The following is a 23899-nucleotide window of genomic DNA, read 5'->3' as shown; positions in this document are numbered from 1 at the left end:
AGGTCGTCTCAGATGGTGTGTCAAGAGTGTCCACTCTGTGGACTCAGGTCGGGCCGCGGGCCGTCCCCGATCGCGGCGCGTCGTCCTCGCGTACCCTCGGCGCGTGCCCGAGGGTCATACCGTCCACCGCATCGCCCTGCAGCTGAGTGCCGACATGGTCGGTGAGCGCGTCTCGGTGAGCTCTCCGCAGGGCCGCTTCGCCGCAGGGGCCGCCCTGCTCGACGGCGCGCTGATGACCCGTGCGAGCGCGGTGGGCAAGCAGCTCTTCGTCGACTTCGAGCGCGAGACCCACCAGGTGCTGACCCTGCGGGTGCACCTGGGGCTGTACGGGGCATGGGACTTCGCCGGGCAGGTCTCGCCGCTCACGCCCGGGGGTGCCGCCATCTCCTCGATGGGGGCGCCGCGCGTGCAGCGGGCCGTGCGGATGGGCGAGGGCGAACGGGTCCTGCCCGACGGTGCGACGGGCCCCGAGTTCCCGCCGCCGCCGGTGGGTCAGGTGCGGGTCCGGCTGCTGACCGCGGCCAGCGTCGCAGACCTGCGGGGCCCGACGGCGTGCGAGGTGCTCACCCCGCAGGAGGTCGCGACCGTGGTCGGCAGAGCCGGACCCGACCCGCGGGTCGACCACGGACCTCAGGCGCGGGAGGAGTTCGTCCGTCGGCTCACCACGCGACGCACCGCGGTGGGTCAGCTGCTGATGGACCAAGGGGTGGTCAGCGGGATCGGCAACATCTACCGGGCCGAGATGCTCTTCCGGGCGCGGCTCTCACCTCGCACGCCGGGGACGGCCGTCCCGCCCGAGATCGCGCGGCGGCTCTGGGAGGACTGGGTCGTGCTGCTCGAGGACGGTGTGCGGACCGGGGTCATGATCACCCGGACGGACCTGGACGAGGAGGGCCGGCGCGAGGCCCTGGGCGACCGTGCGGTGCGGCACGCGGTCTACGGCCGGGGCGGGCAGCCCTGCCTGGTGTGCGGCACCCCCGTCGCAGTGGCTGACCTGGCCGGGCGCACCCTCTACTGGTGCCCGACCTGCCAGGCCTGAGCCTGTTCACCCAGTGTTCACCGGGTCCGGTTTGCCTCGTACATCGAAAGTCATCAATATATACGGGTGAGCAACCCACCCCGCCTCTCTGCCCTCGACCGTGCCCTGCCGCTGTGGATCGGGCTGGCGATGGTCGCCGGGCTGGGACTGGGGCGCTTCGTCCCCGCGCTGGGCGGCGTGCTCGAGGCCCTCGAGGTGGGTGGCATCTCGTTGCCGATCGCCCTGGGGCTGCTGGTCATGATGTACCCCGTCCTGGCCAAGGTCCGCTACGACAAGATCGGCGCGGTCGCCGGGGACCGGACGCTGCTGGTCTCCTCCCTGCTGCTCAACTGGGTGGTCGGACCAGCCCTGATGTTCGTCCTGGCCTGGACCTTCCTGCCCGACCTCCCCGAGTACCGGACCGGGCTGATCATCGTGGGCCTCGCCCGCTGCATCGCGATGGTGATCATCTGGAACGACCTCGCCTGCGGTGACCGCGAGGCCGCAGCCGTGCTGGTGGCCATCAACTCGGTCTTCCAAGTCGTCGCCTTCGCCGGGCTCGGCTGGTTCTACCTGACCGTCCTGCCCGGATGGTTGGGGCTGGACACCGCGGGGCTCGAGGTCGGCGTGGGGCAGATCGCGCTCAACGTGCTGGTCTTCCTCGGGGTGCCGCTGCTCGCCGGCTTCGCCTCACGGTGGTGGGGCGAGCGGATCCGCGGCAGGGCCTGGTACGAGGGGCGCTTCCTTCCCGCCGTCTCCCCCTGGGCGCTCTACGGCCTGCTGTTCACGATCGTCCTGCTCTTCGCCCTCCAGGGCGACGCGATCGCCGCCAACCCGTGGGACGTGGCCCGGATCGCCCTGCCGCTGCTCGTCTACTTCGTCACGATGTGGGTCGGCGGCATGGCCCTGGGCCGTGCGTTGCACCTGGGCTACGCCCGGTCGACCACGCTGGCCTTCACGGCCGCGGGCAACAACTTCGAGCTCGCGATCGCCGTGGCCATCGGCACCTTCGGAGTGGCCTCGGGTCAGGCGCTCGCGGGTGTCGTCGGCCCTCTCATCGAGGTCCCCGTCCTGGTCGGGATGGTCTACGTGAGCCTGTGGGCCGCGCGCCGCTGGTACGCGGATGACCCGACCGCCCCCGGCGGGCAGCCCCTGCCCGCCCCCGCCCCCACCCTGAGGAGTGCACCATGACCGACACGCAGAACCCCACCACCTCCGGGTCTCCGGACCCTCGCCCGAGCGTGCTGTTCGTGTGCGTGCACAACGCGGGGCGCTCGCAGATGGCCGCGGGCTTCCTGACCCACCTGTCCGGTGGTGCGGTCGAGGTCCGCTCGGCCGGCTCGATGCCCGCCGACCAGATCAACCCCACCGCCGTGCAGGCGATGCTCGAGCTGGGCGTCGACCTGCGCGACCAGAGCCCCAAGGTGCTGACCACGCAGGCCGTCCAGGACTCCGACGTGGTCATCACCATGGGCTGCGGGGACGTCTGCCCGATCTTCCCAGGCAAGCGCTACGAGGACTGGGCCCTGGCCGACCCGGCCGGCCAGGGCATCGAGGCCGTGCGGCCCATCCGTGACGAGATCCGCACCCGCGTGCTGGCCCTCCTCGACGAGCTCGGCGTGCCCGCCGTCCCCTGAGTCCTCGTGGCAGGGTGGGGACATGGATCTTCGAGTCTTCACCGAACCCCAGCAGGGCGCGAGCTACGACGACCTCCTCCGGGTGGCCCGAGCCACCGAGGACCTCGGCTACGACGCCTTCTTCCGCTCCGACCACTACCTGGTGATGGGTGACGGCGACGGCCTGCCGGGCCCGACCGACGCCTGGACCACCCTCGCCGGGCTCGCCCGCGAGACCAGCCGGATTCGGCTCGGCACGCTGGTGTCCTCGGTGACCTTCCGCCCGCCCGGGGTGCTGGCCATCCAGGTCGCCCAGGTCGACCAGATGTCCGGCGGCCGGGTCGAGCTGGGCCTGGGTGCCGGGTGGTTCGCCGCCGAGCACGCGGCGTACGGCATCCCCTTCCCCGACCGCCGGTTCGGCTTGCTCGCCGAACAGCTCGAGGTGATCACCGGCCTGTGGCAGACGCCGGTCGGCCAGACCTTCAGCCACCAGGGTGAGCACTACACGATCACCGACTCGCCCGCCCTGCCCAAGCCCACCCAGGCCCGTGTCCCGGTGATCGTCGGAGGCCACGGACCGCGCCGGACGCCGGCCCTGGCCGCGCGCTACGCCACCGAGTTCAACCTCGGCTTCCCGGCAGCGGGTGAAGTTCCGGCCCAGTTCGCGCGGGTCCGGACGGCCTGCGAGGAGGCCGGGCGCCCTGCCGACGACCTCGTCTACTCGGTCGCGATGGTCATCGGCTGCGGCCGCGACGACGCCGAGGTCGAGCGTCGGGCTGCGGCGATCGGACGGGACCCCGAGCAGCTGCGCGCGGACGGCCTGGCGGGCAGCCCGGCCCAGCTCGTGGACCGGCTGGGCGAGCTCGCCGAGCACGGGACGACCCGTGTCTACCTCCAGCTGCTCGACCTGACGGACATCGACCAGCTCGAGCTCATCGCCGCCGAGGTGGCCCCCCACCTCCCCTGATCGACCACCGCAGCAACCCGGTCGCGACCGCGTCCCGCGGGACCCTCAGGGGTGCCGGCGCGCACCCCTGAGGGTCCCGCGCGGGCAGGGCGAACACTCCGAACGTTCACAAACCGGACACGCGAGATGCGCCGAGGGCTGTTAGCGTCGTGGTGTCTGCACGGGTTCGCACCCTTTTCCCCCGCTTGATCCCCCCGGTGCGTCACCCGTTCTCCCGGCGCCGATGACGCTGTCGATCCTCGCGACGTACCACTCCCCCCGGTGGTCGCGTCCGAGCACCCTGAGCCCCCCACACAGGGAGATCCGCGTGGTCACGTCGACCCATGAACGCCCCCTGCCCGAATCCAGGACCGCCCGACCCCGCAGAGGGGTCCCGACCCGCTCCAGCGGACAGACGCCGCCCGTCCGGCCAGGGCGCGACGGTCCGCGTGAGGCGCCCCGCAGCGAGAACGAGGCGGCCCAGAGCCCGTCGCTCATGCTGCTGGTGCTCCTCGCGAGCGCCGGCGTCATCGTCTACGGAATCTTCCTGCTCAACCCCACCAACCGCGGCGACTGGCTGCCCTACGCCCTGGTGATCGTGGCCGAGACGATCCTCGTGGTCCACGCGCTGCTGGCCATGTGGACCGTGCTGTCGAGCGGGCACGACCCCCGCGGCTTCACCTTCCACCACGCGCAGGACCGGCTCTACGACCCCACCGGTCTGCGTCAGGAGCCCCAGGGCCCACCCGAGACCTGGCCCGTGCACCTGGACGACCTGCCGGTGAGCGTCGACGTCTTCATCACGACCTACGGCGAGGACCTCGGCACCATCCGCCGCACCGTGGCAGCCGCCGTCGCGATGGAGGGCGAGCACCTGACCTGGGTGCTCGACGACGGACGCTCCGACGAGGTCCGCGACCTCGCCGACGAGCTCGGTGCCCGCTACCTGCGCCGGCTGTCCAGCAACGGCGCCAAGGCCGGGAACATCAACCACGCGCTGAGCATCGCCACCGGCGAGTACTTCGTCATCCTCGACGCGGACTTCGTGCCCGAGCCCGACTTCCTGTTCGAGACCCTGCCGTTCTTCGCCTCGCAGGACGTCGCCTTCGTGCAGACGCCGCAGACCTACGGCAACACCCACAACCTCATCTCCCGCGGTGCGGGGTACATGCAGGCGGTCTTCTACCGCTACATCCAGCCGGGCAGGAACCGCTTCAACGCGGCCTTCAGCGTCGGCACGAACGTGATCTTCCGCCGCAGCGCGATCGCCGACATCGGGGGGATGTACACCGACTCCAAGTCGGAGGACGTCTGGACCTCGCTGCTGCTCCACGAGAAGGGCTGGCGGTCGGTGTACATCCCCAAGACGCTGGCCGTGGGCGACACCCCCGAGACCATCGAGGCGTACACCAAGCAGCAGCAGCGGTGGGCGACCGGTGGGTTCGAGATCATGTTCACCCACCACCCGCTGTCACGGAAGCGCACCCTGACGGTCGACCAGCGACTCCAGTACTCGGTGACCGCCACCCACTACCTGACCGGGATCGCCCCGCTGCTGCTGCTCGCGGTGCCGCCGCTGAACATCTACTTCGGGCTGACACCCATCGACCTGCAGATCTCGCCGGTCACCTGGGTGCTCTACTACGCGGGCTTCTACGTGCTGCAGATCGCCGTCGCGTTCTACACGCTCGGGTCCTTCCGCTGGGAGGTCCTGATGCTCGCGGCGGTGTCCTTCCCGATCTACGTCCGGGCCCTGGTCAACGCGCTGCTGCGCCGTGAGCAGCGGTGGCACGTCACCGGGAGCCGCACCGGGACGGCCTCGCCGTTCAACTTCATCCTCCCGCAGGTCCTCGTCTTCGTGTTCCTGCTGCTGACGTCGCTGGTCGGCGCCTGGCGCGACCTCGACGCCGGGGCGATCACCCTCGCCCTGGCCTGGAACATCACCAACACCCTGATCCTCGGAGCCTTCATGGTCACGGCCCTCCGTGAGCATGCGGCCTCGCGTCGCTCGAACCGGGAGCGCTCAGCAGCGCGCCACCTGCAGGACCAGAGCGACGACATCCCTGAGCTTCTCCCGACCGGAGGTACGTCATGACCTGGGGCAACCGATTCCGACTCCTCACCGGCCTGGTGGCGGTCGTCGCCGCCGCCACGCTGGCCACCGTCCACCTGAGCGAGTCCCGCGGACGGGTCGAGAGCACCTCGGCCCAGATCTCCGCGGAGTCCTACACCGTGGGCAACGCCTACGCCGGGATGGTCGTCGACCAGCTCGTCGAGGTCGGCGACACGGTTGCCGACGGTGACCCGATGTTCCTGATCGACTCGGCGAACCTGCAGCGCGACATCTCCCAGAACGCGGTGCCCGCACGCACCGTGGAGTCCTCGATCGACGAGAACGGCTTCCTCGTGGTGCGGGCCACCGGCCCCGGCACCGTGACGGGGCTGGGCGGGTCGGCCGGCGGCTTCGTCGCCGAGTCCACGCAGGTCGCGACCGTGCAGCGGTCGGGGACCTTCTTCGTCGAGGCCGAGTACGAGCTCACGCCCCAGCAGTACGCGCGGCTGGGTGAGGACGCCGAGGCGACGATCGTCCTTCCCGACCAGCGGGAGATCCAGGGCACGGTCACCGGCGTGGCCGTGACCGACTCCAACGGGCACGTGTGGATCGTGGCGACCGTGCGCTCCGACGAGCTCACCGACGGCACGGCCGACCGCCTGGTGGCCGACGGCACCCCGGTGACGGTCCGGCTGCAGCTCGAGAACGACGGTTTCGTCAACGACGTCGCCCAGGCGGTGCAGGGCTACCTGAGCGTCGCCAACGACTCGGTGGGCCAGTACCTGGCCGAGGTGATGCCTTGAGGCGCGGGCCCCTGCTGATCGGGGCGCTCGCAGCCCTCGTCGTGGTCGCCGTCGTCGTGGCGGTGATCATGGGCCGCGGGCCGGCTGCTGACGACACCACCGTCGCGGGGACCTCGACCGGGTCGGTAGCCGTCACCGCGACCGGTTCGGGCCCGCCCGACGCGACCCTTCCCGAGGTGGACGTCGAGGCGCTGGTCGACGGCGTGCACCACAGCGCGGCGGGGACCATCGAGCCGGTACGGCTGGCCGAGGGCCTCGTGCCACCCACCAACCGCTGGTTCAGCGGGCTGGTGTTCGGCGAGGAGCCGCAGCCGGTGTTCCCCCGCCCGCTGTCGGTCGCGATGACCGGGTCCGGCTTCTCGCTCGGGCTGCCCGTTCCCGACACGAGCGAGCGGGCCATCGTCGGCCCGCACCTCCCGGCGGTCACGGTCGACGCCGGGGCCGACAGGGTGCTGGTCGGTGCCTACGACGACGCGAGCGTGACCCTGCACCTGCTCGACGCCGACGACAGCCTGCTCGGGCGGGCGGTGCTCGCGCAGGGCTCGCCCTTCGTGAGCCTCACCGCGGACACCGCCCTGGTGGTCGCCGTCGACGTCACCTTCGAGCCCGGCGCGGGCGTCGTGGCAGGCACCGCCACCGGGACCGCCGAGGTCGCCGGGCGCACCTGGTCCGTGGTGGCCCCCGAGGGGGCCTTCGAGGACGACGGCGGTCTGAGCCTGGCCGCCGGGGAGCACGCCACCTGGTACCCGCTGCCCGACGACGCGTCGTCGGCCGCACAGGAGGCCCTCGCCCGTGCCGCGGCCGACCCGGTCACCGGGACCGAGACGAGCTACGGGGTCGGCGACGGTGTCGCCCGCACCACGATCGGCTACCGCACGGCCCAGGGTGAGCCCACCGTGCACGTGGCCATGCCGCACCACCGCAACGGCGAGCAGCCCGACCGCTCGGCGTGCGACCTGGGCACCTACGCGAGCGTGTACGGCACGCTGCAGGTGTGCGCCGGCTCCGAGCTGGTCTCGTGGGCGCCGCTCCTGGAACCCGTGCGGACCCTGGACCTCGACGCGGTGCCCGACGCCCAGCGTGAGGTGCTCGTCGAGCAGGTCCGGGCGGACGTCGCCGCGACGGTCGACTTCCCCTCCGACACCTACTTCGGCGGGAAGTGGCTCTACCGGGCCGCGACCCTGGTCACCCTGGGCGAGCAGCTCGGGGCCGACGAGGTGGTCGCAGGGCTCCGCACCGAGCTCACCGACGTGCTGCGGGAGTGGACCGAGCCGCAGGGCTGCGCCGAGCGCGACCACCGGTGCTTCACCTACGACCCGGACGCCCGCGGGGTGGTGGGACTGACCCCGTCCTTCGGGTCCGAGGAGTTCAACGACCACCACTTCCACTACGGCTACCACCTGGCCGCCGCGGGCATGATGGCGGCCGACGACCCCGCGCTGGCGGCCGACCTGGCGCCGGTGATGGACCTGCTGGCCCAGGACATCGCGGCCGTCACCGCGACCGAGTGGTTGCCGCGGCTGCGGAACTTCGACGTCTACGCCGGGCACTCGTGGGCCTCGGGCACCTCGCCCTTCGCCGACGGCAACAACCAGGAGTCGAGCTCGGAGGCGGTCAACGCCTGGAACGGTCTGGGCCTGTGGGCGCAGGCCACCGGCCAGGACGCCCTGGTCGACCAGGCGTCCTGGTTGATGTCCACCGAGGCCGCGGCCATCGTGTACTGGACCGATCTCGACCTCGAGGACCCGGTGTACGAGGGCTTCGGGCCGACCATCGTCGCCCTCAACTGGGGGGCCAAGCGGGACTGGGCCACCTGGTTCAGCGGTGAGCCCAGCGCGATGCTCGGGATCCTGCTGATCCCGATGGGTCCGTTCGCGGACTACCTGGCCATCGAGCCCGAGCGCATCCGTGCCTCGGTCGCCGAGGCTGCGCCCGACGGGTTCGAGGTGCAGTTCGGCGACTACCTGCTGATGTACCAGGCCCTCGCGGGCGAGCAGGACGCACGCGACGCGTGGGAGGGTGCGCAGCAGCTCTCGGACGAGTCGATCGACGACGGGAACTCACGGGCCTACCTGCTCGCGTGGATCGCGTCCCACGGTGGGGTCGGGTGAGCGGGGCCCGGGGAGCGGGGCCGAGGCCGTGCGCAGCAGGCGCACCGCGCAGCCCAGCACCACGACGAGCATGAGGTTGCGCACCACCAGCACGCCGGTGGCCCACGGGTCGCCCGCGAGGAGCGACGGGTAGCCCCAGGGGAACAGCACCTGGGTCAGGCCCGCCGCGCCCAGCACGAGCACGGCCACGACCCGCCGGTCCGCAGCGACCGGCGGGTCGTCGTGCGTCCGGTGGAGCATCACCACCACGGGTGCGGCGAGCCAGCCGACCAGCTGTGGTGAACCGACCTTGTTCGCCACGACCAGCACGGCCAGCAGGGTCAGCGCGCCGGGGAGCAGGACGTCCAGGGCCCGGCCGCGCCGTCGTGCCACGGCCAGGGTGAGAGCCACCGTGAGCACCGAGCCGACCAGCACGACGTCGAGCACCAGTGCCGTGAGCGCGGTCCCCGGCCCCGTCACCTGGTACGTCACCAGGGCGGGGTCGAGGGCCACGGTGACGTGCGGGTCGCCGGCGCCTGCCGCGACCATCCACGGGGTCGCGCCGACCGCCTCGATCTGCAGGCCACGTCCCTGCTGCGTGGTCAGGAAGGTCGCGATGCGGCTCAGCCCGCCACCCGCCGTCACCGCTGCGACCACCACGGCGCACACCACGGCCGCGGGGAGCACCACGTCACGGACCGGCCGGCGGGCAGCGACGACCAGGGGCAGCATCAGCGCGCCCGGCGCGACCTTGACCCACGCGCCCGCGGTCAGCAGGGCGGCGGCCCACCGGGGTCGGGTGCGCGCGTGCAGCAGGGCGACGATCATCAGCGGGACGACCACCGCGTCGAGCCGCCCGACGGCGACCGGTCCGAGCAGGACGAGGAACCCCAGCCACCACCAGGCTGCCGCGGGGCGACCCGTGCGCACCAGCAGGACCACGACCGCCGCGTCGACCGCGGTGACCAGCGCGCACCAGACCAGGGCGTACCCCAGGGGCGTGCTCGCGACCAGGCCAGGGAGCAGCACCACGACCACGGCGCCCGCCGGGTACACCCACGGGGTGTCCAGCACGGGCCACCACCCGTGATCGAGGCCCTGACGTGCCCACGAGCGGTAGAGGTCGACGTCGTGGAACGCCTCGCCCGGTACCGCCACGGTGCCGAGCCACGTCAGCCAGCCGTGCACGGCGAGGAAGCCCGCCACCAGGGCGAGCCGGTGCGAGATGCGCACGGGACCGCTGCCGGCCTCGACCCGGTCAGAAGCCGCCGGTCGTGGTCCCCACGGTCGCGATCGTCCCGAAGACGGCACCGAAGACGAGCACGAAGAACAGGCCGACGGCCACGACCAGCCCGATCCCGACGTAGCCGACGACCAGCCCGGCCGTGGCCAGCCCCGCCCCCTCCATGCCGGTGCGGGCGATCTCGCGACGGGCGAGGTGGCCGGTGATGACACCGACGATCGACCCGATGAACGGCAGCAGCGTCAGCCCGGCGATCGAGGAGATCAGCGAGACCATCGCCATCGTGCTCGACGGCTGGGGAGGAACGCCCTGGTAGCCCTGGTACGCGGGGTACCCCGGGGCGGGCGGGTACGCCTGCGCGGGGTAGCCCTGCGCCTGCGGGTGGTCCTGCGAGGGCGCGTAGCCCTGCGCAGGCGGGTAGCCCGGCGTGGAGTAGCCCTGCGCCGGCGGCGGCTGCGGTGCGTACGGGTCGGACGGGTCGGGCGTGTTCTGGCTCACGCTCCTGAGCATCCCACAACGGCGTGGCGCGGGTCAGGGATCGCTAGGGTGCCGCTGGGCCTCCTCGCGTGAGGGCTGCCGGCGGACGGCAGGGACGGCCCCACCGGCGAGGAGCGATCATGAGCAGTCTTGACTGGCGGACCATCGGCAGACGGGTGCGCACGCTCCCCGGGCCGGGCTGGCGTGTGCACGGCGACGGTCGACGGGTCACCCCCGGCGAGGTGGTGAGCCCCGACGAGCGGCTGAGCTGGCCACGCACCGTCGGCATCGGCATGCAGCACGTCGTCGCGATGTTCGGAGCCACGTTCCTCGTCCCGATCATCACCGGTCTGCCGCCGGCCACCACGCTGTTCTTCTCGGCCGTCGGCACGGCGCTCTTCCTGCTGATCACCCGGAACAGGCTGCCCAGCTACCTGGGCTCGAGCTTCGCCTTCCTCGCGCCGATCGCGGCCGCCGAGACCCGCGGTGGGATGGCTGTCGCGCTGGGCGGCGTGGTCATGGCGGGTGTGCTCCTGGCCGTGGTCGGCCTCGTGGTGCACCTGGCGGGGTCGCGGTGGATCGACGTCGTGATGCCCCCCGTGGTGACCGGGTCGATCGTCGCGCTGATCGGCCTCAACCTCGCGCCCGTGGCCTGGAACAACGTGCAGGTCGCTCCGCTCACGGCCCTGGTGACGCTGCTGGCGATCGTGCTGATCACCGTGCTGTTCCGGGGCATCGTGGGACGGCTCGCCATCCTGCTCGGGCTGGTCGTCGGATATGCCTTCGCGGCGCTGCGCGGCGAGGTCGACCTGTCCGGGGTCCAGGCGGCGGGGTGGTTCGGGCTCCCGGTGTTCACGGCGCCCTCCTTCGACCTGGCTGTGCTGGGGGTCTTCGCCCCGGTGGTGTTCGTCCTGGTGGCCGAGAACGTCGGCCACGTGAAGTCGGTCGCGGCGATGACCGGCAAGGACCTCGACCCCCTGATGGGACGCGCGCTCATCGCCGACGGCATCGCCACGACCCTGGCGGGCTCGGGCGGCGGGTCGGGCACGACGACCTACGCCGAGAACATCGGGGTGATGGCCGCGACGCGGGTCTACTCGACCGCCGCCTACTGGGTGGCCGCCGCGACGGCCCTGCTGCTGAGCATGTCGCCCAAGTTCGGCGCCCTGATCGCGACCGTGCCCGACGGCGTCCTCGGGGGCGTCACCACCGTCCTCTACGGGATGATCGGCATCCTCGGGGCCCGCATCTGGATCCAGAACCGGGTGGACTTCTCCGACCCGGTCAACCTCAACACCGCCGCGGTCGCGATCATCATCGGTGTGGCCAACTACACCTGGGCGGTGGGCGAGGTGGCCTTCGAGGGGATCGCCCTGGGGACGGCTGCCGCGATCGGCATCTACCACCTGATGCGCACCCTGTCCCGCTGGCGCGGGACCTCCCAGGAGTCGGCCAGCCCTGCCTCGGTGCCCGGTGGCACCGAGCTCGAGGACGTCGCCCCCCGGCACTGAGCTCGTCGAGCGGCAGCTGCGTCCGGGCGTCGTCGGGCAGGGGGCGTCGGCGGGCAGGGGCCACCGCGGGCAGGGGGGTCGGTCAGGGCAGGTCGCGGACGAGCAGCCCGGGCGTGGCCGACGCACGGAAGCCCAGGTGCCGGTAGAAGGCCACGGCGTTGCCGTTCGCGGGGTCGACGCCCAGGTGGACCCCGGGGGCGCCGGCCGCGCGCAGGGCTGCGAACAGGCGCTCGAGCAGGCGTCGGCCGTTGCCGCCACCCTGCACCTCGGGCAGCAGGTCGACGTGCAGGTGCGCCGGGTGGTCCACGACCACGCCCCGAGGCGCCCGCGGTGGGTGGTGGACCCGCTCGAGCAGCTCCGCCTCCGGTGTCCCGGGTGCCGCGCTCCCGCGCGGGTACCGCTGACGCAGCGCGGGCCACCAGTCCGCCTCGCACCGGTCCTCGAAGACGTCGGTCCGGGCGACGCCCAGCACGTACCCGACGACCCGGTCGGGGGGTGCCACGGCGCCCCCTTCCTGACCCGTGTGGCGCGCGAGGGCCTCGCCGTCGGGCCCGGGGGCGGTCAGGACGAACGCGAGCTCGGGTGCGAGCGCCAGGTAGGGACCCACCCAGACCTCGCCGAGCAGACGGGGGTCACGGTAGAGACCTGTCGCGTCCTTCCCGGCGTCGCCGGTCCGCAGGCAGATGTCGTACAACGCGTCGGCGTCGTCGGGCCGTGCGGAACGGATCGTCCAGACCCGCGGCTGGTCGGCGGGCACCGTGCTCAGCCGTCCGCAGGAGGCTCGGTCTCGTCGGGGAGCGGCTCGACCGGCTGCTCCTCCAGGGTGGCCTCGTCCTGGTCGGGCTCGAGCCCGATCGGTGGGTTGGCCTTCTCGAGAGCCTCCTCGAGCGGCACGCACCCCTCGGGGTGCTCGAGCGGTGCGGCCGGGTCCAGCACGATGGTCGAGGGGTCCAGCAGGCCGGGGAACACCGAGCCCAGGATCAGGTCGACACGGGCGTCCTCGCGGGTGTCGAGCATCAGGATCGGGTCGGTCAGGTGCGCCGCCAGGGTGTAGGCCGCGGCGACCCCACCCGGACCGAAGCTCACCTGGTTGGAGGCCGCGAGGGGGAGGGCGTAGTTGCCCGTGTCGAGCACCCCGAAGCCCCGGCTGCGCAGGTCCTCCGCGGTCGACCCGGCCAGGCCCGCACGGCCCGAGGCGTTCAGGACGGTCACCTGGACCTCGGCGTAGGCCACCGGGAGGGCGCCCTCGGCCGGGCAGGGCGGGTCCGGGATCAGCGCGGTGGCCTCGGGCTCGGGGGAGGTGAACTCGCGCTCGAGGAACGGGAAGCTCATCACGCCCGTGTAGCTCGCGGCCGCACCGAGGCCCGCCACGGCGAGGGCTGCGACCAGCGAGCCGAAGACGACGGCCTGGCGCTCGTGACGGTGGCGCCGACGTAGCGCCTGCTCGCGGTCGGCGGTCATCAGTCTTCCAGGACCAGCACGCGTGCGTGCAGGATCCCGCGCTGCTGCAGGGCCGCGCGGACTGCGCGGTGCAGACCGTCCTCGAGGTACATCGTCCCCTTGTACTGCACGACGTGGGCGAACAGGTCGCCGTAGAAGGTCGAGTCCTCGGAGAGCAGGTTGTCCAGGTTGAGCGTGCGCTTGGTCGTCACCAGCTCGTCGAGCCGGACCTGCCGCGGGGGGACCTCCGACCACTGCTTGGGCGTGGTCAAGCCGTGGTCGGGGTAGGGGCGCCCGTCGCCGACAGCCTTGAAGATCACGGCAGGAGTGTAGTCGGGACCGGGCTCACCCTGCGCGTCACCGCACCGGTGGATGCCCGGGCGCTCACCGCAGGGGTAGCGGGGACGGGGATCCTCCTCCACAGTGAGGGGATGGGGGGCGAGCGCGACGAGGCGACGACGGTCCGGCACCTGGTGGTCATGGGGGTGGCCGGCTCGGGCAAGACGACCCTGGCGACGCTCCTGGCCGAGCGCCTCGGCTGGCGGTACGCCGAGGCCGACGAGTTCCACCCGCAGGCCAACATCGACAAGATGACGGCGGGCACCCCGCTGGACGACGAGGACCGGTGGCCCTGGCTGCGGGCGATCTGTGACTGGCTCAGCGAGCAGACCCGCGAGGGCACGAGCTCGATCGTGACCTGCTCGGCTCTCAAGACCGTCTACCGCGACGTGCTGCGTGAGGCCGACGGAGAGGTGCTCTTCGTCCACCTGACCGCCGCACCGGAGGTCATCGGCGGACGGATGCAGCAGCGCGCCGGACACTTCATGCCGCCGACCCTGCTCCCGTCCCAGCTCCAGACCCTCCAGCCGCTCGAGGCCCACGAGCGCGGCGTGACGATCACCGTGGACGTCCCGCCCGAGGAGGTCGCCGACCGCACGATCGCGGCCCTGGGACTCCACGTCGCCGAGGACCGGGAGACCTGACCGTCCGGAGCTCCGCACGCCGGCCGGTCCCGGCCGACGCCATCGATCAAGGGGGATCGCATGCCACCCGAGGACTGGACCCAGACGCTCACCGCGGGACCGCTGCTCGCCATCGCAGGGGCGGCGATCCTGCTGCTGCTCTTCCTGATCATCCAGCTGAGGCTGCACGCCTTCCTGTCGCTGATCCTGGTCAGCCTGCTCACCGCCTTCGCCACGGGCATCCGCCCGCAGGACGTGGTGAACGTGCTGGTCGGTGGGTTCGGCCAGACCCTCGGCTCGGTGGCGCTGCTGGTCGGGCTCGGGGCGATGCTCGGGCGCATGATCGAGACCTCGGGAGGGGCCAAGGTCATGGCCGACACCCTGGTCTCGAGGTTCGGCGAGAAGCGCGCGCCCTTCGCGCTGGGTGTGGCGTCGTTGGCCTTCGGGTTCCCGATCTTCTTCGACGCCGGTCTGGTGGTCATGCTGCCGATCGTCTTCGCGGTCGCGCGACGGCTCGGCGGGTCGGTCCTGACCTACGGGCTGCCGGCCGCAGGTGCCTTCTCGGTCATGCACATCTTCGTGCCTCCGCACCCCGGGCCGGTGGCCGCCTCCGAGCTGCTCGGCGCGGACCCGGGCATGGTCATCATCCTGGGTCTGGTCGTGGCGATCCCCACCTGGTACCTGACCGCCTACCTCTTCGGCCTGTGGGCGGGCGGCCGCTGGGTGCTGCCGGTCCCGGAGATCCTCGGGCGGGTCGACGACGACCCGCCGACCAACCCGCCGGGGGTCGGCACGGTCACCGCGATCCTCATGCTCCCCCTGATGCTGATCTTCATGAACACGGGCCTGGACACCCTGCGCGCGGCGGGTGTCGTGGACGGCGAGAGCACGGCCTTCCACCTGGCGCGGGCGATCGGCTCGACCCCCGTGGCCCTGCTCATCGCGGTCCTGGTGGCCGCGCTGGTGCTGGGGCGGCTGCGCGGCCGGGACAAGACCGTGGTCGAGAAGCTCCTCGACTCGGCGCTGGGACCGGTGGCCTCGGTCATCCTGATCACCGGGGCCGGTGGCATGTTCGGCGCCGTGCTGCGCGCCTCGGGCATCGGCGACGCGCTCGCGGACGTGCTGGGTGACCTGGGCATGCCGGTCATCGCGGCGGGCTTCCTCATCGCCACGATCCTGCGGATCGCGCAGGGCTCGGCCACCGTGGCCCTGATCACCGCGGCGGGACTGATCGAGCCGGCCGTGAGCGCGGGCGGCTTCAACATGGTCGAGCTGGCCGCGATCGTGCTGGCCGTCGCCGCGGGATCGGTGATGGTCTCGCACGTCAACGACTCGGGCTTCTGGCTGGTCGGCCGGTTCTTCGGCATGGACGTCAAGACGACCCTCAAGACGTGGACGGTGATGGAGACCGCCATCGGTCTGATGGGGTTCGGGATCGCCGCGGTCGTGTTCGCGATCGCCTGACGCCGGGAGGTACGGACGATGACCACCGTCGAGAAGATGCTCCGCTCGCACCCGCAGGGTGAGGGTGCCCACGTCCAGGAGGTCGTCGCGTGCATCGAGGCGTGCCTGGAGTGCGCGCAGGCCTGCAGCACCTGCGCGGACGCCTGCCTGGGCGAGGAGTCGGTCGCCGACCTCGCCCGGTGCATCCGGCTCGACCTGGACTGCGCGGACGTGTGCGCGGCGACCGCACGGGTGCTGACCCGTCGCAACGTGGTCGACGGTGAACTGGTGCGGGCGATGCTCGAGGCGTGCGTGGTCGCGTGCCGGGCGTGCGGTGAGGAGTGCGAGAGCCACGCGTCGATGCACGAGCACTGCGCGCTGTGCGCCGAGGTGTGCCGCCGCTGCGAGGAGGCGTGCCGGAACCTGCGTGTCGCCCTGGGCTGAGGGACGGACCCGCGGACCTCGCAGGGTGACCCTGCGAGCCGGCCGACGGGGTGATGTCGTGATTGTGGGCACTTGCCAGGAAGATCCCGTTTCGGGAACCTGGAGAGGCCGAACGTGCACCGGCCCCAGGGGGTGCCCCACCATGAACGCTGCAGAGGTCGCCCAAGGTGTCGGCCCGTCTCCACGAGCTGCGGCAGGTCCCGTCGTGCCCGCACCGCCCGGGCATCTCCCGCGGGTGGTCGCACCACGGATGGCGACGCCGGCCGCCCGGCCCGGTGAGGGGACGCTCCCGGTCGGTCGCTGCGTGACGCTGCTGGGCGGCTTCCGGCTGACGGTCGACGGCGGCCCGGTGAGTGTGCCGGCCAGCACGCAGCGGATCATCGCGCTGCTGGCGCTGCGGGGGCGGTACGGGCGCAGCCGGCTGGCAGGGACGCTGTGGCCCGAGACCACCGAGCTCCGTGCGCTGGCGAGCCTGCGCACCGCGATCTGGCGGGCCAACCAGGTCGCTCCGGGTCTGGTCGCGCCGGCGCACGACTCGATCGGGCTGTCGGGTGACGTCGACATCGACGTCACGCGACTGGTGCGGACCGCGCACGACGTGATGGAAGGGCGGGCGGGTCTGGGTGCTGACACCGCCACGGTGCAGTACGTCGAGGGTGACCTGCTGCCCGACTGGGCCGACGACTGGCTCGTCGTGGACCGCGAGAGGCTCCGGCAGCTCCGGCTGCACGTGCTGGAGATCCTCGCCTCGCAGCTGGCGGTCCAGGGGTTGTACGGGCTCGCGCTGGAGGCTGCTCTGGCCGCGCTGCGCGCCGACGTGCTGCGCGAGAGCGCGCACCGCGCCGTGATCCGCATCCACCTCGCCGAGGGGAACCGCGCCGAGGCGCTGCACGCCTACCAGGAGTGCTGCGCCGTGCTCGCCCGCGAGGTCGGGGTGCCACCCAGCCCCGAGACGGTGCGGCTGATCCGACCCCCGGTGCACCCTCCACGCACGCCCACCCAGGCGACCTCGTCCTGACCGGACGCTCCGCACCCGCGCACGCCCGTGGTCGTCGTGCGGGCCAGTCCGGACCTCGCTGACTGCTCATCGCGCTCGCTCCCTTGCCGATCAGGTCGTCAGGAGTCCGACGGGGCACGGCCGACCGCCGCCCCCTCATCGAGAGGCAGCACCATGGGCACGCCGACGCAGCACCGCACCCGCACGTCCCTCGGCCTGCGGGGGAGGATCCTCGCCGTGGGCGCCGTCGGGTTCGCCGCGGCGGCGCTCGTCGGTGTCGGCGCGGCCGTCACCTCCCAGGCGGTCAGCGACAACATCACTCAGATGCAGGAGCTGCACGGTCTGAACACGGCTGTGCAGGAGATCCGGGTCTACAACTCCGACGTCACCGGTTGGCAGGTCGCCTACGCCGCCGACGCCCGCAAGGTGGGTGGCAAGGCGGCTGTGGATCCCGCCAACCCCAACCGTGCCGGCTACCTGGTCTCCGCGGACGGCCTGCGGGCCGCGCTCGACGCGGTCGACGTCGCTGCGCTGGACCCCGCCGAGGCGCAGACCATGCAGCAGATCGTGGACCTCTGGGACGAGTTCTTCGTCGCGGACGACGCCGTCGTGGCGATGTACTCCCTGGACAGCGAGGCGAGCATCAACCAGGCGGACAAGCAGATCATCGACGTCGTGTACCCGGTGTACGAGGAGATCGGCACCCTGACGGCCGGTCTCCTCACCTCCCTCGACGCGCGGGACGACGCCCTGGTCGCGTCGACCGCGAGCGCGCAGCGCGTGGCGCAGCTGGGCAACGTCGGGATCGTGCTGGTCGCGGGTCTGGTCGTCGCGGGGATGGCCCTGGTCACGGCGGGTCGTGCGCGGCGCTCGCTGGCCGCGGTGCAGCGCTCGGCCGAGGCGATGGCAGCGGGAGACCTCACGGTCGACGCCGATGTGCTCGGCACCGATGAGATCGGGCAGATGGCCGCGGCGCTGCGGACCGCTCGCGGGTCGTTGCGTTCGACGTTGCGGGGTGTGGGTGAGGCGTCGGTGACGATCGCTGCGGCTTCGGAGGAGCTGTCGGCTGCGGGGTCGCAGGTCTCGGCGGGTTCTGAGGAGACCAGTGTGCAGGCGGGGGTGGTGGCGGCTGCTGCGGAGCAGGTGTCGCGCAATGTGCAGGCGGTGGCTGCGGGGGCGGAGCAGATGGGTGCGTCGATCCGGGAGATCGCTCAGAATGCCAATGAGGCGGCTCGGGTGGCGGCGCAGGCCACGGGGGTGGCCGCGTCGACCAATGAGACGGTCTCGAAGCTGGGGGTGTCGTCGCAGGAGATCGGGAACGTGGTCAAGGTGATCACGAGCATCGCCGAGCAGACGAACCTGCTGGCTCTGAATGCCACGATCGAGGCGGCTCGTGCGGGTGAGGCGGGCAAGGGGTTCGCGGTGGTGGCTGGTGAGGTCAAGGAGCTGGCGCAGGAGACCGCGCGGGCGACCGAGGACATCGCGCGTCGGGTGGAGGCGATCCAGGCTGATACGACCGGGGCGGTGGCGGCGATCGGTCAGATCAGCGAGATCATCGCGAGCATCAACGACTACCAGCTGACGATCGCCAGTGCGGTGGAGGAGCAGACGGCCACGACCAACGAGATGTCCCGCGGTGTGGGTGAGGCGGCGACCGGGTCGGGGGAGATCGCGGTCAACATCACCGGGGTGGCCACGGCGGCGTCCTCCTCCAGTGAGGTGCTGTCCCAGATGGGGTCCTCGATCACCGAGCTGGCCCAGCTCTCGGCCGACCTGCGTACCCGGGTCGGCGCCTTCACCTACTGACCCGCACGGGCCCCGAGACCCGCGCACGACGAACGCCCCTGCCCCACGGGTGGGGGCGTTCGTCCGTCCGGATCAGCCGGCCGTCAGGACGGCGAGGGCGCGACGCAGCCGTGCACCGGCCTCGTCGGAGACGCTGCTCAGCGCCTCGTTCCCGGTGACGCCCACCATCACCTGCGGGTCGATCGCCTCGACCACGGTGCGGTCGGGACCGTCGGCGCGCACCACCACGTTGCACGGCAGCAGGAGCCCGACGGACTCCTCGGCCTGCAGGGCCCGATGGGCCAGCGGCGGGTTGCACGCCCCGAGGATCACCTGGGGCGGGATGTCGACGTCGAGCTTGGCGCGCAGGGTCGCGGCCATGTCGATCTCGGTGAGGATCCCGAACCCCTCGGTCGCCAACGCGGCCCGGACGGCGTCCAGGGTCGTGGCGAAGGGTGCGGTGACGGTGGTGCTGATCGCGTAGCCCATGGCCGTGCTCACGAGGCCGTCTCGTGGGTCGCGGCGTGGGCGCGCACCTCGTCCATGTCGAGCGCCCGGACCTGACCGATGAGCTGCTCGAGGGCGGGGGCGGGCAGCGCGCCCGCCTGGGCGAACACCAGGACACCCTCACGGAAGGCCATCAGGGTCGGGATCGAGGTGATCCCGGCCTGCGCGGCGAGCTGCTGCTCGGCCTCGGTGTCGACCTTGCCGAAGACGATGTCGGGGTGGTTCGCGGACGCCTGCTCGTAGACGGGGGCGAACATCCGGCAGGGTCCGCACCACGAGGCCCAGAAGTCGACCAGCAGGATGTCGCTGGCCCGCAGGGTGGCCTCGAAGGTGGTGGCGGTCAGGTCGGTGGTGGTCACGTGCTCTCCTCGTCTCGGTGCGGGTGGGGACACCCTCACGGATACCCTAGGGGGTATAACGTACCGACCTTCCGGGTATTCCTCGCGGGCTCAGACGCCCGGCCGCACCACACCGCCCTCGTAGGCCAGCATCACGAGCTGGGCGCGGTCCCGCGCGTGCAGCTTGGTCAGCAGCCGGCTCACGTGGGTCTTGACGGTCGCGTACGTGACGAACAGGCGCTCGGCGATCTCCACGTTCGACAGGCCCTCGGCCACCGCCCGCAGCACCTCGACCTCGCGCTCGGTGAGCAGCTCCAGCCCGGGGGCGCCGCTCGCGGGGGCCACCGGAGAGCGACGGACGAACTCCTCGATCAGCCGACGCGTCACCGCAGGGGCCAGCAGGGCGTCACCGCGGGCAACCACCCGGATCGCCGTGAGCAGCTCGACCGGGGCGGTGTCCTTGGGCAGGAAGCCGCTCGCCCCCGCACGCACCGCAGCGAAGACGTGCTCGTCCAGGTCGAACGTGGTCAGGATGATCACCCGGGTGTCCGCCGTCGCAGGGTCTGCCATGATCGCCCGGGTCGCGGCCAGGCCGTCGGTCCCGGGCATCCGGATGTCCATCAGCACCACGTCGGGCCGTTCTCGTCGGACCACGCTCAGCGCGCCTGCTCCGTCGCTCGCCTCGCCGACCACGTCCAGGCCGGGCTCGAGGCGCAGCAGCACGGTGAGCCCACGCCGCACCAGCGCCTCGTCGTCGACCACCACGACCCGCAGCGGCACGGGCGTCGGCTCGTCGTCCTGCGTCATCGCCACGACCCCTCCCCGTACGGGAGCCGGGCGGTCACCCGGTACCCCCCGTTCTTGCGTGCCCCCACGTGCAGCGAACCGCCCCACACCGCGACCCGCTCACGCATCCCCAGCTGCCCGTGCCCGTGCGGTGCCCCGTCGTCGGCAGGCCCGATGCCGTCGTCCTCGACCTCGACCTCGACGGCCTCCGACCGGTAGCGGATGGTCACCCACGCGTGGCCCGCCCGCGCGTGCCGCACCACGTTCGTCAACGACTCCTGCACGATCCGGTAGGCCGTGAGGTCGAGCGCCGGCGGCAGGTCGACCTGCTCACCCTCGACGTGCACCTCGACCGGGAGGCCGGCCACGGTCAGCTCGTCCGCGAGCGTCTTCACCGAGGCGAGTCCGGGAGGCGAGGTGTACGTGCCGTCTCCTGTCTCGTGACGCACCGTCCCGATGATGCGGCGCACCTCCCCCAACGCCGACCGGCTCGACTCCGAGACCGCGACCAGCGCCGCCCGCGCCTCCTCGCGGTCCACGTCGATCACGTGCGCGCCGACACCCGCCTGCAACGCGATGACGCCCAGCGTGTGGCCGAGCACGTCGTGCAGCTCCTGGGCGATGCGCAGGCGCTCGTCGCTCACCGCACGTCGGGCCTCCTCGACACGCGCCCGCTCGGCGAGCTCGGCGCGCTCGCGCAGCAGCACCAGGTTCTGCCGACGGCTCGCCGCGCCGCGACCCAGGGCGAAGGTCCCCGCGAACACCGCGCCGTTGGTGACCAGCTCGGCCGGGCCCATCTCCCACGGGACCAGGACGGTCAACGAGACCAGGATCGTCAGCACGTAGCCGGCCGCCACGAGGGTCGCGCGCCTGCTGCTCCAGGCCGCGACCGTGTACGCCGCGAGGAAGAGGCCTGCGCCGACCAGGGCCGTGGAGTAGCCCAGCACGATCAAGGCCATCACGGGGACCGAGGTGACGAGCAGCACCGGCAGGGGGGCCCGTCGGCGCAGCACGAAGGGCGCCGATGCAGCGGTGGCCAGCAGGTACATCGTCGCGTCGGCCGGGCGTGAGACGTGGCTGGGGGCGGAGGTGGTCAGCACCGCCCCGAGCAGGAGCAGCAGCGCGAGCGCCGAGTCGAGCAGCCAGGGTCGCCGGGAGTCGATCGCCCGCAGCCCCGCCCGCATGTCGTCCACCCTCCTGACGGTAGTCACCGTTGCGAGGGTGGGCATCGGCCGCAGGACCCATCGACACGTACCTCCCGGGACCGACGACGCCGACCGGCCTCCGGCCCCGGTGCGCCAGCCGTTCCGTCCCTGCGCCCGACGACGTGGCCCGTGCACCCGGGCCACCGTGGAAGACGACCGAACCTCTCTCTCCCAGGAGCCCACCATGACGACCGCGATCGAGACAGACACCCGACGGCCGCGGACCGGCATCCTGCTCGGCGTCCTCGTGGCCCTGATCGGCACCTGCGTCGCGGGTGTCTGGGCGGTCACCGGGGTGATCGACCAGACCCAGCGCCCGGCCGAGCTCGTGCGCACCCCGATCCCCGGCGCCGTGACGGTCGAGATCACCCGGCCCGGTCTGCACGTCGTGCACTACGAAGGCCGTTCTCCGCAGGGCCTCCCCCTGGAGGCCATCGAGGTCGTCGACCCGACCGGCGCACGCGTCGAGGTCGAGGGATACGAGCGCGACCTTCGCTACGACGCCCCGAACCCCCCGGGGCCCCCGCTCGCGCCCGCCCGGCCGCGGCGGGCCGCCCCCCCCGGGGGGGGGCCCCCCCCCCCCCCCCCCCCCGCCGGCCCCCCCCCGGGGGGGGGCGCCGACCTCGCCCCCGGTGCCGTCCGAGCGGTGCTGCTGCCCGGTGCCGCCGCCCTGCTGAGCGTCGTCGCGGGGGGCGTCCTGGCCACGGGTGCCTCGTGGCGGCCCCGTGCCGTGCGGGTGGTGCGGTGCCGGCCCGGACCTCGTACCGCGATCGTCGGCGCCACGACCGCCGCGGGGCTGCTCGGTCTCGCCATCGGGACCTGGATGCCGCGTGGTCCGCTGACGACCGTCGAGTCCCTCGGGGTGCTGACCTGCGCCCTGGCGGTGGGAGGGCTGACCGGCTGGCTGCTCCGCTCACGCTGGGCGGCGCTGCTCACGGTGATGGTCACCGCCCTGGTGGTCGAGGCCTTCCGGCTCGGCTCGGACCTGCCCACCCTCGGGGGGGTCCGGCTCGGTGGCCTGGCCGAGTGGGGTGTGCTGATCGCCGGGCGGGGCTTCGATGCGCTCGTCATCGGCATGCCGGCGGCCGTGGGGGCGCTGCTGGGAGCTGCGGCCGCCCGCCGTGCGGCCGGCATCCCGCGCCCGGGCGGCTTCTCCGGCGCGGTGCGGCGGGCTGGTCTGGGGCTCGCAGCCCTCGCCCTGCTGGGCCTGGTGGCCGGCCTCGTGCGCCCCGCGGGCACCGAGCCGATCCTCGGCGCCGACGGTGCGCCGGTGGTCGGCAGCATCGCCGAGCTCACCACCGTGCGGGTCGGCGGGTACGACCAGGGCATCATGCTGCGGGGGAGGGACGTCGACGCACCGGTGCTGCTGTTCCTCGAGGGCGGACCGGGTGGCACGGCCGTCGGCGCGATGCGCTACGCGGGGGAGGGGCTCGAGGAGCACTTCGTCGTGGCGACCTGGGACCAGCGCGGCACCGGTCGTTCTGTGCGCTCCCTCGACCCGGGCACGCTGACGGTGGACCGACTGGTCCAGGACACCATCGAGGTCGCCGAGCACCTGTGCGACCGCTTCGGCGAGGACGGCGTGTACCTGGTGGGCAGCTCCTGGGGCACCACCCTGGATGTCCTGGCCGTGCAGCAGCGCCCCGACCTCTTCACGGCCTATGTCGGCACCGGTCAGATGGTCGACCAGCAGGCCACCGACCTGCTCATGTACGACGAGGTGGTCGACTACGCCGCCCGCGTGGGGGACGCCGCCCTCGCCGAGCGCCTGGCCACGCAGGGCCCACCCCCGTACCAGGACACGATGGCCTACTCCGCGGCGCTGGCCTCGAACCCGGAGTGGATGGACTTCCCGCACGGCCACGACTACGACTGGCGCGTGGAGTACCCGATGAGCCTGTTCACGGCCGAGTACACGCTGACCGAGCAGTTCCGCTCGGTGGCCGGACTCGTGGACACCTTCGCCGTGGTCTACCCCCAGCTCCAGGACGTCGACCTGCGCCGCGACGCCCCGCGGCTCGAGGTCCCGGTGTACCTGGTGCAGGGGGCCCACGAGGTGCGCGGCCGTGCCGTCCTCGCCGACGAGTGGTTCGCGCTCCTCGTAGCTCCGCACAAGGAACGGGTGGTCCTGGACCGGTCCGGCCACACCCCGCACCGTGACGAGCCGGCCCGCTTCGCCGAGGTCATGGCCCGGGTGCTGGCCGAGACGGCGGCGCCGTGAACCGCCCGGCGCGA

General features: G+C 72.5%; 23 protein-coding genes. 14 read left to right on the top strand and 9 right to left on the bottom strand.

Going from position 1 to position 23899, the window contains the following annotated elements:
* Positions 1-103 precede the first annotated feature (103 nt).
* The 7 genes from M1R94_RS01595 (at position 104) to M1R94_RS01565 (ending at position 8547) form a co-directional block, all read left to right on the top strand.
* A complete protein-coding gene (locus tag M1R94_RS01595; RefSeq protein ID WP_249379908.1) occupies positions 104-1039 on the top strand; it encodes an Fpg/Nei family DNA glycosylase in 936 nt (311 codons plus the stop codon).
* Between the two features lie 66 nt (positions 1040-1105).
* On the top strand, positions 1106-2209 hold the full coding sequence (gene arsB / locus M1R94_RS01590; RefSeq protein WP_374109417.1) for an ACR3 family arsenite efflux transporter: 1104 nt from the start codon (positions 1106-1108) through the stop codon (positions 2207-2209).
* Complete coding sequence (locus M1R94_RS01585) at positions 2206-2655, top strand: arsenate reductase ArsC (RefSeq protein WP_249379907.1); 450 nt, start codon at positions 2206-2208, stop codon at positions 2653-2655. The genes arsB and M1R94_RS01585 overlap by 4 nt, the downstream gene beginning before the upstream one ends.
* A gap of 22 nt (positions 2656-2677) precedes the next feature.
* Positions 2678-3601 (top strand): LLM class F420-dependent oxidoreductase, encoded by a 924-nt coding sequence (locus M1R94_RS01580; protein ID WP_249379906.1) that lies wholly within the window; start codon positions 2678-2680, stop codon positions 3599-3601.
* A 475-nt stretch (positions 3602-4076) separates the two neighbouring features.
* Complete coding sequence (locus tag M1R94_RS01575) at positions 4077-5675, top strand: glycosyltransferase family 2 protein (RefSeq protein WP_249379905.1); 1599 nt, start codon at positions 4077-4079, stop codon at positions 5673-5675.
* A complete protein-coding gene (locus M1R94_RS01570; protein ID WP_249379904.1) occupies positions 5672-6436 on the top strand; it encodes an HlyD family secretion protein in 765 nt (254 codons plus the stop codon). The genes M1R94_RS01575 and M1R94_RS01570 overlap by 4 nt, the downstream gene beginning before the upstream one ends.
* Positions 6433-8547, top strand: coding sequence for a glycosyl hydrolase (locus M1R94_RS01565; RefSeq protein ID WP_249379903.1), 2115 nt, complete (start codon positions 6433-6435; stop codon positions 8545-8547). The genes M1R94_RS01570 and M1R94_RS01565 overlap by 4 nt, the downstream gene beginning before the upstream one ends.
* Here the strand turns inward: M1R94_RS01565 and M1R94_RS01560 are convergent.
* Both M1R94_RS01560 and M1R94_RS20630 read right to left on the bottom strand, forming a co-directional pair.
* Complete coding sequence (locus tag M1R94_RS01560; protein ID WP_249379902.1) at positions 8497-9759, bottom strand: hypothetical protein; 1263 nt, start codon at positions 9757-9759, stop codon at positions 8497-8499. The two genes, M1R94_RS01565 and M1R94_RS01560, sit on opposite strands and share 51 nt — an antisense overlap.
* Before the next feature lie 25 nt (positions 9760-9784).
* Positions 9785-10267, bottom strand: coding sequence for a DUF4190 domain-containing protein (locus M1R94_RS20630; RefSeq protein ID WP_249379901.1), 483 nt, complete (start codon positions 10265-10267; stop codon positions 9785-9787).
* 119 nt (positions 10268-10386) lie between these two features.
* On the opposite strand from M1R94_RS20630, the gene M1R94_RS01550 reads away from it, so the two are divergent.
* Positions 10387-11757: a uracil-xanthine permease family protein gene (locus tag M1R94_RS01550; RefSeq protein ID WP_249379900.1), complete on the top strand. Its 1371-nt coding sequence runs from the start codon at positions 10387-10389 to the stop codon at positions 11755-11757.
* Between the two features lie 82 nt (positions 11758-11839).
* Here M1R94_RS01550 and M1R94_RS01545 read toward each other — a convergent pair whose 3' ends face one another.
* Genes M1R94_RS01545 through M1R94_RS01535 form a run of 3 tightly spaced genes read right to left on the bottom strand, consistent with a single transcriptional unit; the run spans position 11840 to position 13517 of the window.
* A complete protein-coding gene (locus M1R94_RS01545; RefSeq protein WP_249379899.1) occupies positions 11840-12514 on the bottom strand; it encodes a GNAT family N-acetyltransferase in 675 nt (224 codons plus the stop codon).
* A 5-nt stretch (positions 12515-12519) separates the two neighbouring features.
* Complete coding sequence (locus tag M1R94_RS01540) at positions 12520-13218, bottom strand: LytR C-terminal domain-containing protein (RefSeq protein ID WP_249379898.1); 699 nt, start codon at positions 13216-13218, stop codon at positions 12520-12522.
* A complete protein-coding gene (locus tag M1R94_RS01535) occupies positions 13218-13517 on the bottom strand; it encodes a type II toxin-antitoxin system VapB family antitoxin (RefSeq protein ID WP_249379897.1) in 300 nt (99 codons plus the stop codon). The genes M1R94_RS01540 and M1R94_RS01535 overlap by 1 nt, the downstream gene beginning before the upstream one ends.
* A 111-nt stretch (positions 13518-13628) precedes the next feature.
* Between M1R94_RS01535 and M1R94_RS01530 the strand changes: the two genes are divergently transcribed.
* From M1R94_RS01530 to M1R94_RS01510, 5 genes are all read left to right on the top strand, one after another.
* Entirely contained in the window at positions 13629-14180 is a 552-nt protein-coding gene (locus M1R94_RS01530) for a gluconokinase (RefSeq protein WP_249379896.1), read from the top strand.
* Positions 14181-14240: 60 nt separating this feature from the next.
* Positions 14241-15623: a GntP family permease gene (locus tag M1R94_RS01525; RefSeq protein WP_249379895.1), complete on the top strand. Its 1383-nt coding sequence runs from the start codon at positions 14241-14243 to the stop codon at positions 15621-15623.
* 18 nt (positions 15624-15641) lie between these two features.
* Positions 15642-16046, top strand: coding sequence for a four-helix bundle copper-binding protein (locus tag M1R94_RS01520; RefSeq protein WP_249379894.1), 405 nt, complete (start codon positions 15642-15644; stop codon positions 16044-16046).
* A 205-nt stretch (positions 16047-16251) separates the two neighbouring features.
* Positions 16252-17064, top strand: coding sequence for an AfsR/SARP family transcriptional regulator (locus M1R94_RS20625; protein ID WP_249379893.1), 813 nt, complete (start codon positions 16252-16254; stop codon positions 17062-17064).
* 153 nt (positions 17065-17217) lie between these two features.
* Complete coding sequence (locus M1R94_RS01510) at positions 17218-18849, top strand: methyl-accepting chemotaxis protein (protein WP_249379892.1); 1632 nt, start codon at positions 17218-17220, stop codon at positions 18847-18849.
* Between the two features lie 72 nt (positions 18850-18921).
* Here M1R94_RS01510 and M1R94_RS01505 read toward each other — a convergent pair whose 3' ends face one another.
* The 4 genes from M1R94_RS01505 to M1R94_RS01490 form a co-directional block, all read right to left on the bottom strand.
* Positions 18922-19329, bottom strand: a complete 408-nt coding sequence (locus M1R94_RS01505) for a DUF302 domain-containing protein (protein WP_308199856.1) — start codon at positions 19327-19329, stop codon at positions 18922-18924.
* A complete protein-coding gene (gene trxA, locus M1R94_RS01500) occupies positions 19326-19694 on the bottom strand; it encodes a thioredoxin (RefSeq protein ID WP_249379891.1) in 369 nt (122 codons plus the stop codon). The genes M1R94_RS01505 and trxA overlap by 4 nt, the downstream gene beginning before the upstream one ends.
* Positions 19695-19784: 90 nt before the next feature.
* The gene (locus tag M1R94_RS01495) at positions 19785-20480 is read right to left on the bottom strand and encodes a response regulator (protein WP_249379959.1); all 696 of its coding nucleotides are present in this window, start codon (positions 20478-20480) and stop codon (positions 19785-19787) included.
* Positions 20477-21643 (bottom strand): sensor histidine kinase, encoded by a 1167-nt coding sequence (locus M1R94_RS01490; protein WP_249379958.1) that lies wholly within the window; start codon positions 21641-21643, stop codon positions 20477-20479. The genes M1R94_RS01495 and M1R94_RS01490 overlap by 4 nt, the downstream gene beginning before the upstream one ends.
* A gap of 205 nt (positions 21644-21848) precedes the next feature.
* On the opposite strand from M1R94_RS01490, the gene M1R94_RS01485 reads away from it, so the two are divergent.
* Positions 21849-23885 carry an alpha/beta fold hydrolase gene (locus M1R94_RS01485; protein WP_249379890.1) on the top strand — a complete coding sequence of 679 codons (2037 nt, stop codon included), beginning with the start codon at positions 21849-21851 and terminating at the stop codon, positions 23883-23885.
* The last annotated feature ends 14 nt before the right edge of the window (positions 23886-23899 follow it).

Origin of the sequence: Actinotalea alkalitolerans, assembly GCF_023369855.1 — a bacterium.
Taxonomy (GTDB): domain Bacteria; phylum Actinomycetota; class Actinomycetes; order Actinomycetales; family Cellulomonadaceae; genus Actinotalea.
Note: the sequence above shows the minus strand (reverse complement) of the source record. Positions and strands in the feature narration are given on the sequence as shown.

Excerpts from the sequence above, each read along its gene's own strand:
- M1R94_RS01585 (WP_249379907.1), top strand. The coding sequence starts at position 2,206 with ATGACCGACACGCAGAACCCCACCACCTCCGGGTCTCCGGACCCTCGC.
- M1R94_RS01580 (WP_249379906.1), top strand. The coding sequence starts at position 2,678 with ATGGATCTTCGAGTCTTCACCGAACCCCAGCAGGGCGCGAGCTACGAC.
- M1R94_RS01575 (WP_249379905.1), top strand. The coding sequence starts at position 4,077 with ATGCTGCTGGTGCTCCTCGCGAGCGCCGGCGTCATCGTCTACGGAATC.
- M1R94_RS01570 (WP_249379904.1), top strand. The coding sequence starts at position 5,672 with ATGACCTGGGGCAACCGATTCCGACTCCTCACCGGCCTGGTGGCGGTC.
- M1R94_RS01550 (WP_249379900.1), top strand. The coding sequence starts at position 10,387 with ATGAGCAGTCTTGACTGGCGGACCATCGGCAGACGGGTGCGCACGCTC.
- M1R94_RS01540 (WP_249379898.1), bottom strand. The coding sequence starts at position 13,218 with ATGACCGCCGACCGCGAGCAGGCGCTACGTCGGCGCCACCGTCACGAG.
- M1R94_RS01530 (WP_249379896.1), top strand. The coding sequence starts at position 13,629 with ATGGGGGGCGAGCGCGACGAGGCGACGACGGTCCGGCACCTGGTGGTC.
- M1R94_RS01525 (WP_249379895.1), top strand. The coding sequence starts at position 14,241 with ATGCCACCCGAGGACTGGACCCAGACGCTCACCGCGGGACCGCTGCTC.
- M1R94_RS01520 (WP_249379894.1), top strand. The coding sequence starts at position 15,642 with ATGACCACCGTCGAGAAGATGCTCCGCTCGCACCCGCAGGGTGAGGGT.
- M1R94_RS01510 (WP_249379892.1), top strand. The coding sequence starts at position 17,218 with ATGGGCACGCCGACGCAGCACCGCACCCGCACGTCCCTCGGCCTGCGG.
- M1R94_RS01495 (WP_249379959.1), bottom strand. The coding sequence starts at position 20,480 with ATGACGCAGGACGACGAGCCGACGCCCGTGCCGCTGCGGGTCGTGGTG.
- M1R94_RS01490 (WP_249379958.1), bottom strand. The coding sequence starts at position 21,643 with ATGCGGGCGGGGCTGCGGGCGATCGACTCCCGGCGACCCTGGCTGCTC.
- M1R94_RS01485 (WP_249379890.1), top strand. The coding sequence starts at position 21,849 with ATGACGACCGCGATCGAGACAGACACCCGACGGCCGCGGACCGGCATC.